This window comes from Bacillus sp. 1A (genome assembly GCF_052682215.1).
In genome coordinates, this window is sequence record NZ_JBQYLZ010000001.1 from 338,657 (window position 1) to 354,050 (window position 15,394).

General features: G+C 37.5%; 14 protein-coding genes. 1 reads left to right on the forward strand and 13 read right to left on the reverse strand.

The genetic code is table 11. The features are described from left to right. Window positions 1–16: 16 nt before the first annotated feature. The 5 genes from ndoA to acpS form a co-directional block, all read right to left on the reverse strand. A complete protein-coding gene (gene ndoA, locus ACUN0F_RS01790; RefSeq protein ID WP_000635963.1) occupies window positions 17–367 on the reverse strand; it encodes a type II toxin-antitoxin system endoribonuclease NdoA in 351 nt (116 codons plus the stop codon). A 4-nt stretch (window positions 368–371) separates the two neighbouring features. Continuing rightward, window positions 372–659: an antitoxin EndoAI gene (locus ACUN0F_RS01795; RefSeq protein WP_000004570.1), complete on the reverse strand. Its 288-nt coding sequence runs from the start codon at window positions 657–659 to the stop codon at window positions 372–374. A gap of 309 nt (window positions 660–968) precedes the next feature. After that, window positions 969–2,138 carry an alanine racemase gene (gene alr / locus ACUN0F_RS01800; protein ID WP_000390586.1) on the reverse strand — a complete coding sequence of 390 codons (1,170 nt, stop codon included), beginning with the start codon at window positions 2,136–2,138 and terminating at the stop codon, window positions 969–971. Window positions 2,139–2,256: 118 nt separating this feature from the next. Further along, window positions 2,257–3,207 (reverse strand): LolA family protein, encoded by a 951-nt coding sequence (locus ACUN0F_RS01805; protein WP_445540793.1) that lies wholly within the window; start codon window positions 3,205–3,207, stop codon window positions 2,257–2,259. Between the two features lie 156 nt (window positions 3,208–3,363). After that, the gene (acpS, locus tag ACUN0F_RS01810; protein WP_000635044.1) at window positions 3,364–3,723 is read right to left on the reverse strand and encodes a holo-ACP synthase; all 360 of its coding nucleotides are present in this window, start codon (window positions 3,721–3,723) and stop codon (window positions 3,364–3,366) included. A 92-nt stretch (window positions 3,724–3,815) separates the two neighbouring features. Here acpS and ACUN0F_RS01815 point away from each other — a divergent pair, with 92 nt between their 5' ends. Continuing rightward, on the forward strand, window positions 3,816–4,388 hold the full coding sequence (locus ACUN0F_RS01815) for a rhomboid family intramembrane serine protease (protein ID WP_445539071.1): 573 nt from the start codon (window positions 3,816–3,818) through the stop codon (window positions 4,386–4,388). Here the strand turns inward: ACUN0F_RS01815 and uvsE are convergent. The 8 genes from uvsE to ACUN0F_RS01855 form a co-directional block, all read right to left on the reverse strand. Further along, window positions 4,381–5,343: a UV DNA damage repair endonuclease UvsE gene (gene uvsE / locus ACUN0F_RS01820; protein ID WP_046956659.1), complete on the reverse strand. Its 963-nt coding sequence runs from the start codon at window positions 5,341–5,343 to the stop codon at window positions 4,381–4,383. The two genes, ACUN0F_RS01815 and uvsE, sit on opposite strands and share 8 nt — an antisense overlap. Before the next feature lie 92 nt (window positions 5,344–5,435). After that, window positions 5,436–7,028, reverse strand: a complete 1,593-nt coding sequence (locus ACUN0F_RS01825; protein ID WP_000206595.1) for a DEAD/DEAH box helicase — start codon at window positions 7,026–7,028, stop codon at window positions 5,436–5,438. 305 nt (window positions 7,029–7,333) lie between these two features. Beyond that, window positions 7,334–8,710 carry a UDP-N-acetylmuramoyl-tripeptide--D-alanyl-D-alanine ligase gene (gene murF / locus ACUN0F_RS01830; protein WP_000610687.1) on the reverse strand — a complete coding sequence of 459 codons (1,377 nt, stop codon included), beginning with the start codon at window positions 8,708–8,710 and terminating at the stop codon, window positions 7,334–7,336. 60 nt (window positions 8,711–8,770) lie between these two features. After that, window positions 8,771–9,856 carry a D-alanine--D-alanine ligase gene (locus tag ACUN0F_RS01835; protein WP_000161439.1) on the reverse strand — a complete coding sequence of 362 codons (1,086 nt, stop codon included), beginning with the start codon at window positions 9,854–9,856 and terminating at the stop codon, window positions 8,771–8,773. 369 nt (window positions 9,857–10,225) lie between these two features. After that, window positions 10,226–11,497, reverse strand: coding sequence for an MDR family MFS transporter (locus ACUN0F_RS01840; protein ID WP_046956658.1), 1,272 nt, complete (start codon window positions 11,495–11,497; stop codon window positions 10,226–10,228). A 108-nt stretch (window positions 11,498–11,605) separates the two neighbouring features. Further along, window positions 11,606–13,021: an amino acid permease gene (locus ACUN0F_RS01845; RefSeq protein WP_000809354.1), complete on the reverse strand. Its 1,416-nt coding sequence runs from the start codon at window positions 13,019–13,021 to the stop codon at window positions 11,606–11,608. A 231-nt stretch (window positions 13,022–13,252) separates the two neighbouring features. Beyond that, on the reverse strand, window positions 13,253–14,425 hold the full coding sequence (locus ACUN0F_RS01850) for a homogentisate 1,2-dioxygenase (RefSeq protein WP_445539072.1): 1,173 nt from the start codon (window positions 14,423–14,425) through the stop codon (window positions 13,253–13,255). Then, a complete protein-coding gene (locus ACUN0F_RS01855) occupies window positions 14,391–15,347 on the reverse strand; it encodes a fumarylacetoacetate hydrolase family protein (RefSeq protein ID WP_000674024.1) in 957 nt (318 codons plus the stop codon). Before ACUN0F_RS01855 ends, ACUN0F_RS01850 begins: the two co-directional genes overlap by 35 nt. Window positions 15,348–15,394: the final 47 nt, after the last annotated feature.

Consider the following 15,394-nt stretch of genomic DNA (forward strand, 5'->3'; position numbering starts at 1 on the left):
AACTTAAACTGCCGATTTAAAAATCTATTAGTCCTAAACTAATTTGTAGCGCTTCATCCACACGAATCATCATCACTTCATCTAAGTGAGTGATTTTGTCCGTTAAGCGCTGCTTATCGATTGTTCGAATCTGCTCAAGTAAAATAACAGAATCTCTCTCAAAACCGTACTTTTTCGCATCAATTTCCACATGAGTGGGTAATTTAGCTTTTTGAATCTGTGCAGTAATAGCCGCTACAATCACCGTTGGACTAAAACGATTTCCGATGTCATTTTGAATGACAAGAACCGGACGAACGCCTCCTTGCTCAGAACCAACAACTGGGGAAAGGTCTGCAAAATACACGTCGCCGCGTTTTACAATCAAAATATTACCCCCCGCTAACTAAGCGTTCTACTGTATGAGCTGCTTCATACTCTGCTAAGAAAGCTTCCGATGCAATACCAAGATTAATTTTTCCCATTTCAATGTACCCACGTCGCATTGATTCATGTTGGTAGCGTTTCTTCGTCTTATGTTGACGCAATAACAGTTGTGTTGCCTGGCAAATTAGTTCATGGCGATTCTTATTCTCTTGTTTTCCAATTCCGTCCAATTCCGTTACCATTTGCTTTGGCAACCGAACCACGATTTCAGTAGTTACACTTGATTCGGACACAAAAATACACCTCCACCGTCAACTACACACCCAAATATATATATGACACCTATTGTAATAATACCATTGTATGGAGCCTGTTGCAAAGACTTCCTTATTCCTTGCTTATGTTTTCCAATTCACAAACAAAACATTCATATTCTTTTATTTTTATCTTATTACAAACAAGAAACGAAAAAGTTCCCCAGCAAAATTCACGTTAAATTATGTTAAAAGTAATGATAAGTAAAAAGCTTCTCATCAAAAATGAGCTTATTCTTAACCAATGAACAGTCCTCTCAAATGACAAGAAGCAAACCATACTACCTTCTATATATTGTTCAAATAATTGATTACTTCTACAACCTTGCCGTGCCGTATGAATATTCTCGGCACACGGAAGCTTATCGTTGCAATAATTTCATAATTAATAGTCCCAGAATATTCAGCAACCTCAGTAGCACTAATATACTCATCACCTTGTTTTCCAATGAGTGTAACTTTCGTACCAAGCGGCACTTCACAAGGAAGGTGTATCATGAATTGATCCATTGTTACTCGACCTACAATCGGTACCCTTTTACCATTTATAAGCACTTCGAACCCTTGTAATCTTCTAAGCCATCCATCTGCATATCCAATCGCAACAGTTGCAATCCATTCTTCCGTTTTCGTTCGGTAAGTGACGTTATAACTAATCCCATCCCCTTTAATCACCTGTTTAATATGGGCAACTTTCGTATGCAATGATAGCGCTGGTTCTAATTTAAACGGTAAAAAAGGGCGTATTTCTACAGACGGGGATAACCCATACATCGCAATGCCAATTCGTACTGCATTAAATGTAATCCCTTGAAAACGTAGCGTCGCAGCACTATTAGCTGTATGGACAAACTTAGGATCCACTCCGAACTCTTTCAACCAACTTAACTGCTGTAAAAATGTGTTATATTGCTTATCAAAGTAAGAAGTCTCCACCTCATCCGCTGTTGCAAAATGTGTATAAACTCCTTCTAATTCTAAAAATGGCGCACCTTCTAAACTCTTTAAAAATGCTTTTAATTCTTTTCGTTCGCGTATTCCAATTCTCCCCATACCACTATCGAAATTAATATGGTATTTCATTGTAGATGAACCATCCCAAAGTTTGATCGCTTCATCCACCCATTCTTTTTGAAAAACAGTTAACGCTACATCATTTTCAGCAGCTACATTGACATCACGAGCCGGGGAAGGACCTAACACTAAAATCGGCACAGTAATACCAGCCCTTCGAAGCACTAGAGCTTCATCTAAAAAGGCAACCGCTAACCTTGTCGCCCCTGCTTCTAATGCCGTTTTAGCTACCGGTACATAATCGTGTCCATATGCATTCGCTTTGACTACAGCAAAAATCTCTACATCACTTGGAATGAAATCTTTAATGTGTGTAATATTGTTATAGATCGCATCTAAATCCACTTCCACCCAAGTATCACGGTAAAATGGTGCTTCTTCCATAAATACACTTCCTTATACACGATATGCGAAGCTTATTCTTTTATATGCTTCTTTTATGAAATCCACCCTTCAAACTAAGAAAAGACGTGGTGCACATATATCACCACGTCTAAGAAGTTTACTTCACTTGCTTCTCTGTAACTGAACGAGCAACCATTAATAGCTCCTTCGGCTCTAAACCTTTAGACACGAGCATATATTCTACTCCGTTATGCGACCACGTTAAAGAATCTTTCGTCAATGCCCCAATTGTAAAGCCAAGATCAACCAATTCTCCGCTCACACTTATCGCTGACGAAGCCTCTGCAACTTTTGCCTTTTCTTGTATCAAAGTAAAGGATTTCTTACTTCCAGTGTATGTGAGTATCGCACGCTTGCCACTTTCTGTCTTCAACTCTTGTTCATCTTTCAAAACCATACCTTGCGGCGTATCACGCGGATACAAAATAGCAAATGGTTTTTCTTCTTTCGCTGTTGTTTGAACATCTACTTGCGCTCTAGACATATTTTGTTTCGTATCAAATGCACCTTTATCAAATTTCGCATCAAATTTCACTTTTGAGAAATCTACTTTCACAAGAACATTTTGATCATTATCCATTAACTTCACCGAAACTGGTGTTAAATCACTTTTCTTCAATGTAATCTCTTGTTTCGGCAACATGTTTTGATGTTGATAGTTTGTTTTTGTTTTAAAAATATAATACTTATCTGTTTTTTCAAAAGTAAGGTTTTTCTTATCCTGCAAAATATCTCTCACAAGGGATTCATATAAATAAGCCTGGCTACTATTTTGCGGCCAATCACTTTGGAAACGGAAACTCTTATTAAGTGCTGGCGTTAATACAAATACCCCTTCTTCATTTCTTAAAATAATTTGGCTTTGATCTTTTTTCGCATTCTGCAAATTCACACGATAAAAAGAAGGTTCCTTATGCCATATTTCTACCTTGTACTCCTGAGGCTCATTCCCTGTTTTAATAGATAATTTTGCTTCAGCTTGATAACTTTTCATCCCTTTTACTTTCGCCTCTAAATCTCTCACAACATCATCTTGTTTCTTTTCCATACAACCCGCCAACACAAAAACGGTTAATAAACCGACAAGAACTAAAAACAGACGCCTTTTCATCACTTCAGCCCCTTTGCCCCTATAAATGAATGGAAGATGTACCTTCCTTATCGCTACATCAAATATATGAGACAAAGATATAAAATATGCAGACTAGCGTGACGAGCTTTCTAAAACAACTTGAGCAACAGCAAATTCCTTACTATGACTAATTGATAAATGAACAATATGCTCTGTACTTGTAACGAGAATCGGCTTACCTCTATCATCATTCCTTACTTCAATATCTAAAAAACTTACTTCTTTTCCAATACCGGTTCCTACCGCTTTTGAATACGCCTCTTTCGCTGCAAATCTTCCAGCTACAAATTCTGTAAGGCGACTTCCCTTCAGCTCCTTAGCAACATTACGTTCACTTTCAGTTAAAATACGCTCCATAAATTTAAGTTTTCCATCTAGCATTTTTTCAATTCGATTCAATTCAATAATATCGATTCCAATCCCTACAATCATTCCAAAACCCCCTTCTTCTATTTAGCTTTCTTTTTTCATATTGTAAGAATAACAGAGAATCTTTCTGATGCAAAAGGAGTGATACTCACAACATGCTAATACCTTCTGCCCGCATTTCCTTACAACCAATCGTCATCGCTTTACTTCTCATACAATTAGTCATGATTATGTTAGGCGACTTTCTTCTCTTTCCCATGGCATCCTACAATGAATATATCGCTAAAGGAGAATGGTGGCGTCTCATAACTTCCTTACTTGTACATATAGACTTACAACATTTCCTTTCTAATAGTATTTGTTTATTTGTGCTTGGCTCTTCTATCGAAAAACAACTCGGACACTTTTCTTTCATCATTATTTTTTTCCTTTCTGGCATTCTTGGAAATATTTCTTCTTATCTCATTATGCCTCTTGAATATATTCATGCCGGGGCATCTGGTGGTATTTTCGGATTGCTAGGTGCACAATTATTTCTATTGTATAGTCGGTATCGTTCTTCCAATCCAAGAGACATTGCTATTTTTTCAATCATGATATGTATATTACTACTATTCACTTTCTTCAATCCCTCCGCTAACCCTATAAGCCATTTAACAGGATTGATCATTGGTGGTATTTGCACCCCTTTATTAACAAAAAAATTCGATGGTGCAGAGCTTATTTAATATAAAAGCTCGCACCATCGACAATTTCTACATCTGTTTGTTTACTTAAATCTCTCATTAGTTGAAATAAAGACTCATCCTTCTTCTTCGCCTCAATCATACAATCAATTTGCGAAACACTTCCCTTTATCTTTTTTAAAAAAGATAAAAAAGTATCTACATCAATAAAGTCCGCATGCGCTCTCGGGTCTTTTCCCTCTCTAGGACTAGAAATGTGCATTTTCACTGGTAACAAAGACGATTCCCACGTATGTACAACACGCGCCCAATCTTCATGCCAATCTTCTCGATCATTATTCATCATATGGTGATGCAAATCAAACACGACTGGAATATCTAATTTTTCACCTAAATACAATGTTTCTTCTAAAGAAAAGGTCGTATCATCATTTTCTAATATGACCATCTCTTGGATACTCCTTGGAACACTTGACCAATTTTCTATAAAGCGTTCTAATGCGAGTTCCTTATCTTTATAACCTCCACCCACATGTAATACGCATCGTTGCTTATGTTCAATCCCCATACCTTTTAATAATTTTTTATGCATCTGCAATGTCTTTACAGATTGTTTAAAAATATTCTTCTCAGGTGAATTCAGCACAACGAAATGATCTGGATGAAAATCAATACGCATATTCATTCGAATAGCGTAATCACCTAGTACTTTTAAATTTTCTTTTAAGGGACGAATATAGTTCCACTCTAACAACTCCTCATGATTCGCTAAAGGAACAAGCTTGGAACTAAGCCGAAAGAAAGATATATCATGCCCTTTATTATGCTTTAATAACCGTAAACAATTTTCTAAATTCGAATTAGCAATTCTTTCGAGTTTACGAATTGCAGCCTCTCGATCACCAATTCGTTGAAACTGCGCATATGTCATCGTTTGAGATGGAGATGCATTCTTTAAATGTACACTCATCGCAACATACCCAAGTCTAACAAGCATGTAGCACCTCTTTTCTACACAAGTTATTATGTAGTATGTACAATTACAGAAATAAAAAAAGAGAATGCCAGCAAAAGGCATTCTCTTTTTTATTAAGCTTGTGGACGGCTATGATGTTTTCTTTCGCCACGTCCATTTGAAGATCCAGGGCGACCTTGACCTTCACCTTTACGACCACGGCTACCACCATCACGATTACGATCACGATCACGGTTACGGCCATCGCCACCACGGCTACCACCATCACGATTGCGATCACGGTTACGACCATCGCCACCGCCGCGTCCGTCACGACTACGATTACGGTTACCATCACGGTATCCGCCTCCGTTACCGCCGCGTTTTTTAGAACCGCCACCTCTTGAAACAACTGGTGGTTCTGACGTTAAAGCGATTGGAGTTGTATCTGGCTCTTTTGTCATCATTTTTAAAGCAGCAGCTACTACTGTTACAGAATCATTCTCTTCTAACATTTCTTCTGCAATACGCTTGTAGTATGATAAATTATCATTTTCAATTGTGCTTTGAAGTTTTTCAGCGATTAAACGTTGTTGACCTTCTAGTGCCTCGTCAAGTGTCGGTGCTTCCATACGATCAACTTTACGTTTTGTAGTGCGCTCGATATTTTTTAATTGTCCTGATTCACGTGGTGTTACAAATAACATTGCAATACCTTTTTTACCTGCACGGCCAGTACGACCGATACGGTGAACGTATGATTCTGGATCTTGTGGGATATCGAAGTTATATACATGTGTTACGCCTGAAATATCAAGACCACGTGCAGCAACGTCTGTTGCAACAAGAACTTCAATAGCACCTTCTTTAAATTTACGTAATACAGACATACGCTTCGCTTGTGTTAAGTCACCGTGAATACCTTCTGCTGCATAACCACGTAAGTTTAATGCTTCTGATAATTCATCAACACGACGCTTTGTACGACCGAATACGATTGCAAGCTCTGGAGATTGAATATCTAGTAAGCGTGTTAACACGTCAAACTTTTTCTTTTCTTGCACTTCTAAATAGAACTGCTGAATGTTTGGCATTGTTACTTCTTTTGCTTTTACTTTAATGTGTTGAGGCTCAGTCATGAAACGCTCAGCAATACGACGGATTGGATCTGGCATTGTCGCTGAGAATAATAATGTTTGATGTGTATCTGGCACATCTGTTAAAATCGCTTCAATATCTTCAATGAAGCCCATGTTTAACATTTCATCCGCTTCGTCAAGAACAACTGTCTCTACGTTTTGTAAGCGAAGTGTTTTACGGTTAATATGATCTAAAATACGACCCGGCGTACCAACAATAATGTGTGGGTGTTTTTTTAGAGCACGAATTTGGCGGTTAATATCTTGACCACCATAGATTGGTAAAATACGAACGCGTTTATGTTTACCAATTTTGTACAGCTCTTCTCCAACTTGAATTGCTAATTCACGCGTTGGCGCGATAACAATACCTTGAACTGCTTCTTTATTTGTATCCACTTTATCTAATAGTGGTAATCCGAATGCTGCTGTTTTCCCTGTACCTGTTTGCGCTTGCCCAATAATATCCTTACCTTGCAATGCATGTGGAATTGTTTCAGCTTGAATCGGCGTAGCCTCTTCAAAGCCCATACTTTCAACAGATTGTAGTAAAGACTCACTTAATCCTAATTCTCGAAATGTTGTCAATGTTACTTCTCCTTTTCTATCCTATACTTATCATTTAAAAAAAGGCGTTTTCCGAATTTGCGGAAAAGCCCTTTTCCTGAATGCTCACGTATATAAACGGGCGTATATTCTTCGCGAAAATACTTCTAAACGTTATTACACTTTATCAATTATAAGTTTTGTATGTGCAAAAAGCAAACCCAACTGTTACCTTATTTTCATATTCAGAGTTTTTTTCTTCACTTTTATTTTTTTATATTTACTGTAAGCGCTTATTATAAGTTTCTTCTATTTTCGCATCTATCATCCCTATTTATATACACCAATTATTTCAACATCGTAATTACTTCTTCCAATTTCATGCCGCGAGATGCTTTTATTAATACAACATCTTTCACATCAACTACTGCTTGTAACTCTTTTACTAGCTCTTCTTTATTATCATACGCTTTTACACGCTCAATAGGGAAATTAATTTTCGCTCCTTCAGCAATTTGAGCCCCTAATTTACCATATGTGAACACATATGCAATTTTTGCTGGATCGATTAATTTACCGACTTCATAATGAAACTGTACTTCTTGATTTCCAAGCTCTAACATATCACCGAGTACAACGATTTTCTTAGCAAATCCATCTAAACCGTTCATTAAGTGGAATGCTGCTTCCATAGCTGTCGGACTTGCATTATAAGCATCATTGATAATTGTTAACCCACTATCCGTTTTTACAATTTCCATACGCATGCCCGTCATTTGAAGTGTTACTAAACCTTGTTTCATTTCTTCCCATGTTACACCAAAGTGTTTTGCAATTGCCATTGAAGCAAGCGTATTATACACATTATGTTTCCCCAATACTGGTAAGTAGAATGAAATATTTTCATCTCTATTCATTTTAAAATGTGTCCCAGTCGCCTGTAATGCTACAGTCGTTGGATAATAATCATTTGCTCTAGCATCACCAAACGTAACTGTTTCAGCTATTAAATTCATTTCAGGAACACGATTTGTTAATAATGGCTCATCTCCGTTATATACGAATACTCCACCTTCTTGTAATCCTGTCACAATTTCTAATTTCGCTTCAGCAATTGCTTCACGAGAGCCTAAGTCCATTAAATGTGCCTCACCGATGTTCGTAATGATAGCTGCATTTGGACGTGCTAACTTAGATAAGAATTCAATTTCCCCTCGGCTTGACATACCCATCTCTAATACAGCTACTTCTGTATTTTCCTCTAAGTTTAAAATAGTAAGAGGTAACCCAATATGGTTATTAAAGTTTCCTTCTGTTTTTTGAACTTTGAATTTAGTCGCAAGAAGACTTGTTACAATATCTTTTGTAGATGTTTTACCGTTACTCCCTGTCACACCAATAACTTTCACATCCAATTGATTGCGATAGTTTTTCGCTAACATTTGTAATGCTGATAACGTGTCTTCCACAAAAATAACAGGAAGATTCTCAGGTGGATTTGCTACATCTTTCATCCATAATGTCGCCACAGCTCCATTTTCAACGGCTTTATCTACAAAAGCATGTCCATCGAAACGCTCACCTTGAATCGGAACATATAAGTTTCCATTTTCAATTTTTCTCGTATCAATAGACACTCCCTGTATAGTAATTCCCTCATATTGCTCTGCTAATCCCGTACCATTTACCATCTGTTCTACTTGTTTTAACGTTCGATTTATCATGAAAACACTCCTTACATAGAGGAAGCACTATTCCTGCGAATAGTGCTTTCTCCTTTTTTGTTAGATTGTATATTTAATTTTTTGTTTTTCTTCGTGACGCTCAATCGCTAAACGAATTAGCTCTTCAATTAATTCCGGATACGGTAATCCAGTATGTTGCCATAGTAGAGGGAACATACTAAACGGCGTAAACCCTGGCATCGTGTTCACTTCGTTAATATATACTTCTCCATCTTTCGTTAAGAAGAAATCAGCTCTTGTTAAGCCAGCACTATCTAACGATTGGAATGCAATAATTGCATCTCGCTTAATGACATTAGACTCTTCTTCTGTCATTTCAGCCGGAATAATTAATGCTGTATCGCCATCGATATATTTCGACTTATAATCATAGAAGTCCTTTTTCGGTACGATTTCACCTACAACTGAACATTTCGGTTCATCATTACCTAATACACCAACTTCTACTTCACGTCCAACGATATTTTCTTCTACAATAATTTTGCGGTCAAATTGGAATGCCTCTTCAAATGCATTCTCAAGCTCTTCACGATTTTTACACTTATTAATACCAACACTTGAACCAAGGTTTGCTGGTTTTACGAAGCAAGGATATCCTAAAACTTCTTCTACTTTTTCATATGCTGTTTCATAATCTTTTTCCCATGCACTACGAATAAACGATGCATACTTCGCTTGTTTCAATCCAGCTTCTGCGAAGATGTTTTTCATAACAACTTTATCCATACCAGCAGCAGATGCTAGAACACCATTTCCTACATAAGGAATGTTCATTAATTCTAATAATCCTTGAACCGTTCCATCTTCACCATTTGGTCCATGTAATAATGGGAAAATAACGTCGATAGCATTTTCCTCAGAAGCTGCAGATGGAATGATTTCTGTGCTTAATGATAACGGAGAAATCGCATTTTCTGCGCCGCTCATTTTTAGAACTTCAACATCTGTTACTTCACCTTCAATACGCTCACCGCGCACCCATTGACCTTGTTCTGTAATATAAATTGGATGAATCTCGAATTTATCTTGATTTAATGCTTTAATAGCAGCAAGAGCCGTTTGTAGCGAAACTTGATGCTCAGCTGATTTTCCACCATATAATAAACCTAATTTAATTTTTGTCACTGAAATCACCCTAACCAATTGTTTTCATTTTTCTATTTTAGCACTTTTTATAAAAATAGGTAGTTCCTATTTGAAATAAAATGTAACTTCCACAAATAATTAAATGACACCACATATTGGTTTTCTATACTTTTTCTACTTAGCTTTCTTCATAAATATACAAAATTAAATTCTAAAATACAGGGAAAATTTAATTAACGAGGGGCCATCCCCACTAATTATCAGCCCGCACCAATCGGACAGTTATCTCCCGCCGAATTTTGAGGTGGAAGTCTTACTGCCCACAAATAGCGGGATAAAATTGTAATCCAATCTAGTTATGTACCTAAAATATGTAGAAATCCCCTTTTTGTGTATGTCATCTACTCATTAAGAAGATTGTTTTGTCAGTGTGCCTTTTTGCCTTTGCTCAACGAGACGATCTAAAGAAACATATACAATACCTGCAACTACACATCCTACAGCTAAAATTGTAAATAGAAAGTGGCCAAGTAATCGATCCAATAAAAAACCGCCCAGAAGTGGACCGAATGCGCCTCCTGTAATCCACTGCAAACTGGCAGCTCCCATATAAGTCCCTCTCAAGTGCTCAGGGGCCAAATTCGCTACAAACGTCATCTGTACAGGCGACATAATCATCTCACCTAACGTATATATAGCATAAACGAACAGCAACGTTATTAAAATAATCGTAGCATTTGCATCAAATTCTCCAAACCACTTCGGTAACCATCCTATAAAGAACAAACCAACTCCGAACAAACATGCACCATATAACATCGTCTTTCCGACAGGTTTATCTGTGGCCCATTTTGAAATTTGAAATTGGAACAACACAACTAATAGTCCATTTAAAGCCATTAAATATGGATATGGATTGTTAGTTCCAAAAATGCCTTTCATTTCATTATCAAAGTGCAGCGGCAACATGCCCTCTGTTTGAGAAAATCCCATCGAAATAATGATACCTGCTAACAAATAAATCATTAGTGCCTTATCTCTCATTACAATTTTCCAAACCGCCCCTGATTCCTTTTCTTTATTTTCTTCTTTATTCGCGCTCTTTGGCATTGTCTCTTGAATAAGAATGAATACAAGTAATGCATAAAATAACATCGTAGACGAGGCAATAATAAACACAAGGTTCTTCGACAACATAACTACTGAAGCACCCATTATCGGGCCAATTGCAGCACCTATATTGTGCCCCATCCGCAATAAACCGTATGCCTCGGTTCTTTTTTCAGGTGCTGTTACATCCGCAACCATTGCTGATGCAGCGGGATGAAATAATGAATTACTGAGCCCTAAAAAAATAGATAAAATAGCATAAGGAATAAATCCTTCTATAAATAAAAAACCTAGCATGAACAAAGCATTACTCACCATTGAAAAAATCATTATTGGCTTTCTTCCATATATATCAGCAATCCTCCCACCAAGAAGAGAACCGAAACTTGCGGCAATCGGAGAAAGTGCCATAATAACCCCTACCTCCAATAACGAATCCACCTTATCTTTTAAATATAGGGCAAAAAAAGGCATCAACATCATCATTGCAATTCCATTTAACGTTTCGCCAATAAACCGAATCCATATGTTTCGGTCCATCTCCCTTAACTCACGCCACGTATTTTTCATACATTCCCCCCTCAGTTCCCCAACAATTATATTATATACACAATCAGAAAAATGTAAATTTTCAGAACAAAAAATCCATCCTAACAGAATTAGAATGGATTTTTTAACTTATAAATTTGCTGCATCTTCTTCGTCTTCACTATTATTTAAAGCACTATGTTTTCGGCTATATAAGAAGTAAACCGCAATACCGATAACCATCCATACCCCAAAACTAATCCAAGCAGTTCCGGATAACTGAAGCATTAAATATAAACAAAAAATCACCGTTAATGCTGGTAAAAATGGTACAAGCGGTGCCTTAAATGCTCTTGGTAAATCAGGATGAGTTCTTCTCATTACAATAACAGCAACAGCTACAAGTGCAAAGGCTGATAAAGTCCCCATATTTACAAGATGCGCTAACACATTTAAATCTATTAATCCTGAAATAAGTGCTGCAATAATTCCTGTTGTCCATGTATTTAAAAATGGTGTTTTAAATTTCGGATGGACTTTAGCAAGGCGCTTCGGCAATAATCCATCTCTACTCATTGCATACGAAACACGTACTTGCCCATACATCATAACTAACATTACTGTTGTGATTCCTGTAATTGCTCCTACTGAAATTACTCCCGCTAAACTATCTTGTCCAATAAATTGAAGTGCAAAAGCAACTGGATCTGATATATTTAACTGTCCGTATGGAACAATTCCTGTCAAAATAAGTGAAACAACAATATAAAGAACCGTACAAATTAATAAAGATGCAATAATGCCAATTGGTAAATCACGTTGTGGACGTTTCACTTCTTCTGCTGCCGTTGAAACTGCATCAAACCCTATGAATGCAAAAAACACTGTAGCAGCTCCAGCCATTACACCATCTAAGCCAAACGGCATAAAAGGTGTCCAATTTTCAGGTTTTACATAATTAAAACCAGCAAAGATAAATATGAGAACAACCGCTAATTTAATAAACACCATAATGTTATTTATTCGTGCACTTTCACGAACACCTCTAGATAAAAGAACTGTCATTACTAAAATAATTAGAACCGCAGGCAAATCAATTATTCCACCCTTTCCTGTACCAGGGGCCGAGGAGAGAATGGTAGGAATATGGATCCCAAATCCCTTTAATAAAGATTGAAAATAAGCGGACCAACCGTTTGCTACAGCAGATGTAGCGAGTAAATACTCAAGCATTAAGTCCCATCCAATTAAAAATGCGAATACCTCTCCCATCGTCGCATATGTGTACGTATACACACTGCCTGAGACAGGAACTGAAGAAGCGAATTCAGCATAACAAAATGCAGCAAAGGCACAAGCTAACGCGGCTATCGCAAATGATAATATAATAGCTGGTCCAGAATGTTTTGCTGCTACCACGCCCGTTAGAACAAAAATACCTGTTCCAACAATTGCCCCGATGCCAAGCATAGTTAAATCCAATGCACCCAATGTTCTTGCTAACGTCTTTTGCTTACTCTCTTGCATTAGCTTTGCAATAGGCTTCTTTTGAAAAATTTGCTTCATAGCATGCTCCTCCAAGTTTTAAATTTTCTGAAAATTTTTAATTTGCTTTTTTATTTTACTCATTGCACTTTCCCCAGTCAATACTTTTGTCGAAATAAGTAGAAATCTTTCGGAACATACAATATCCTTATCGTTGTTTCTATATATCTTTCCGTAATTTTTTTTGGTATTATTATACATGTCGATTCCACAAAAGAGGCATGCTCACTTATTGAGCATGCCTCTTTTTACCTATTTCACAGTATGTGAACCTTCTTCAATCCAGCTATACATATATTTTTCATCTTCTGTTTCATGTGCTTGCTTTACAATACGAAGCGGACGGAACGTGTCTATCATAACAGCTAGTTCAAGTGTTTCTTTCTTCCCTATACTTCCCTCTGTTTTCCCAGGATGCGGTCCATGAGGAATTCCGCTCGGATGAAGTGTAATAGAACCTTCTTCCACACCTTTCCGGCTCATAAAGTTTCCTTCTACATAGTACAGTACTTCATCACTATTCACGTTACTATGATAATATGGTGCCGGAATAGATTCTGGATGATAGTCGTATAAACGTGGTACGAAAGAACAAATAACGAAATTGTGACCTTCGAACGTTTGATGTACTGGAGGTGGCTGATGAATACGACCTGTGATTGGTTCAAAGTCCTCTACATTAAAGACCCACGGATATAAATAGCCATCCCAACCAACAACATCTAACGGATGGTGCCCTAAAACATGTTTATGCATATACCCTCGCGACTTTGTCATTACGACAAACTCACCTTTTTCATCATACGTCTCTAATTTTTCAGGACCACGAATATCTCTCTCACAAAACGGACTATGCTCTAACAATTGTCCATATTCATTCCGATAGCGACGCGGCGTTGTGATTTGACTATTTGCCTCTACAACAAGAAACTTAGTCTCTCCTTCATCTGGAATAACACGATAAATCGTTCCAATTGGGATTGTTACATAATCACCTTTTCGATAGTGAATCGTTCCAAACATCGTTTCAATTTTCCCTGTTCCGTAATGAACAAATAACATTTCATCACCATCACCATTACGGTAGAAATAGTCCATTTTTTCTGTCGGAGCCACTACTCCAATTAATAAATCCTCATTCCCAAGCATAAAATTCCTTCCGCTTACTACATCGCCAGTTTTTTTATTTTCTTTCGTGCGAAAATGACGATGAGCAAGAGCTACATCTTCTTCATACTGCAACTGACAAGAATGAGATAATGCCGCATGACCTACTTCCGTTGGCATATAATGATGGTACAAAATAGATTGCGTACCAGAAAAACCTTTTGTTCCCATTACCTGTTCGCGATAAAGCGACCCATCTTTTTTACGGAATTGTACATGTCGTTTATGAGGTAGCTCCCCCATGTGACGATAAAACATGCCCATCACCTGCTTCCATTTCTTTTTTGACCGTATTACGTAACGTACCTAAACCAGTAATCGTAAGTTCTACAACATCCCCATCTTGCAGCCACTCTTCCGTACCCAGTTCTAAAACACAACCTGTTCCTACTGTCCCAGAACCAATCACATCGCCTGGATATAACGTAACGTCTTCCGAAGCACGTTCAATCATTTCAGCAAATGTATAGTAAATATCTTGGAAGTTCCCCTTTGATAATAGCTTTCCATTTACATGAGCAGTCATCTCTAACTCATAACGGTCACCGTTACGATAAACATCCAATTCCTCTTTCGTAACAAGGTGCGCTCCTAATGAAGTTGCAAAATCTTTTCCTTTTGCTGGACCAAGTCCTACCTTCATTTCTGTTGCTTGTAAGTCCCTTGCACTCCAGTCGTTCATAATACAATAACCAAAAATGTATTCCTCTGCTTGCTCACGAGAAATATTTCTTCCTTCTTTCCCAATTACGCAAGCGATCTCTAACTCATAATCAAGCTTTTTAGATTTCTTCGGACCAATTACAAAATCATCCGGACCAATTACAGCACGATGGTTCGTAAAATAAAAAACCGGGATATCGTACCATTCAGGTACAACCTCTAGCCCTCTCCGGCCGCGGGCCGTTTTTACATGCTGTTCAAACGCGTAAAAATCCCGAATACTACTCGGATTAGGAATTGCCGCCGCTAGTTGCACTTCCTCTAAGGAATATATACCCTTTTCTGGATTCTCCATATTACGCAATACTTCTACATACTCATCCGCTTTCTCTAAAAAGGCGAACATAGAAGAAGGTAATTTTCCATCACTAGCAAGATTCATATCAATTACTTTGTCACCTTCAAGCCATCCAGCTCGCATTTCTTTCGAAGGAAGACGAAATGTAACAAATTTCATCATGATTCCTCCCTATAAAAATGAAATTTCCACCAGCAAAGAAACTT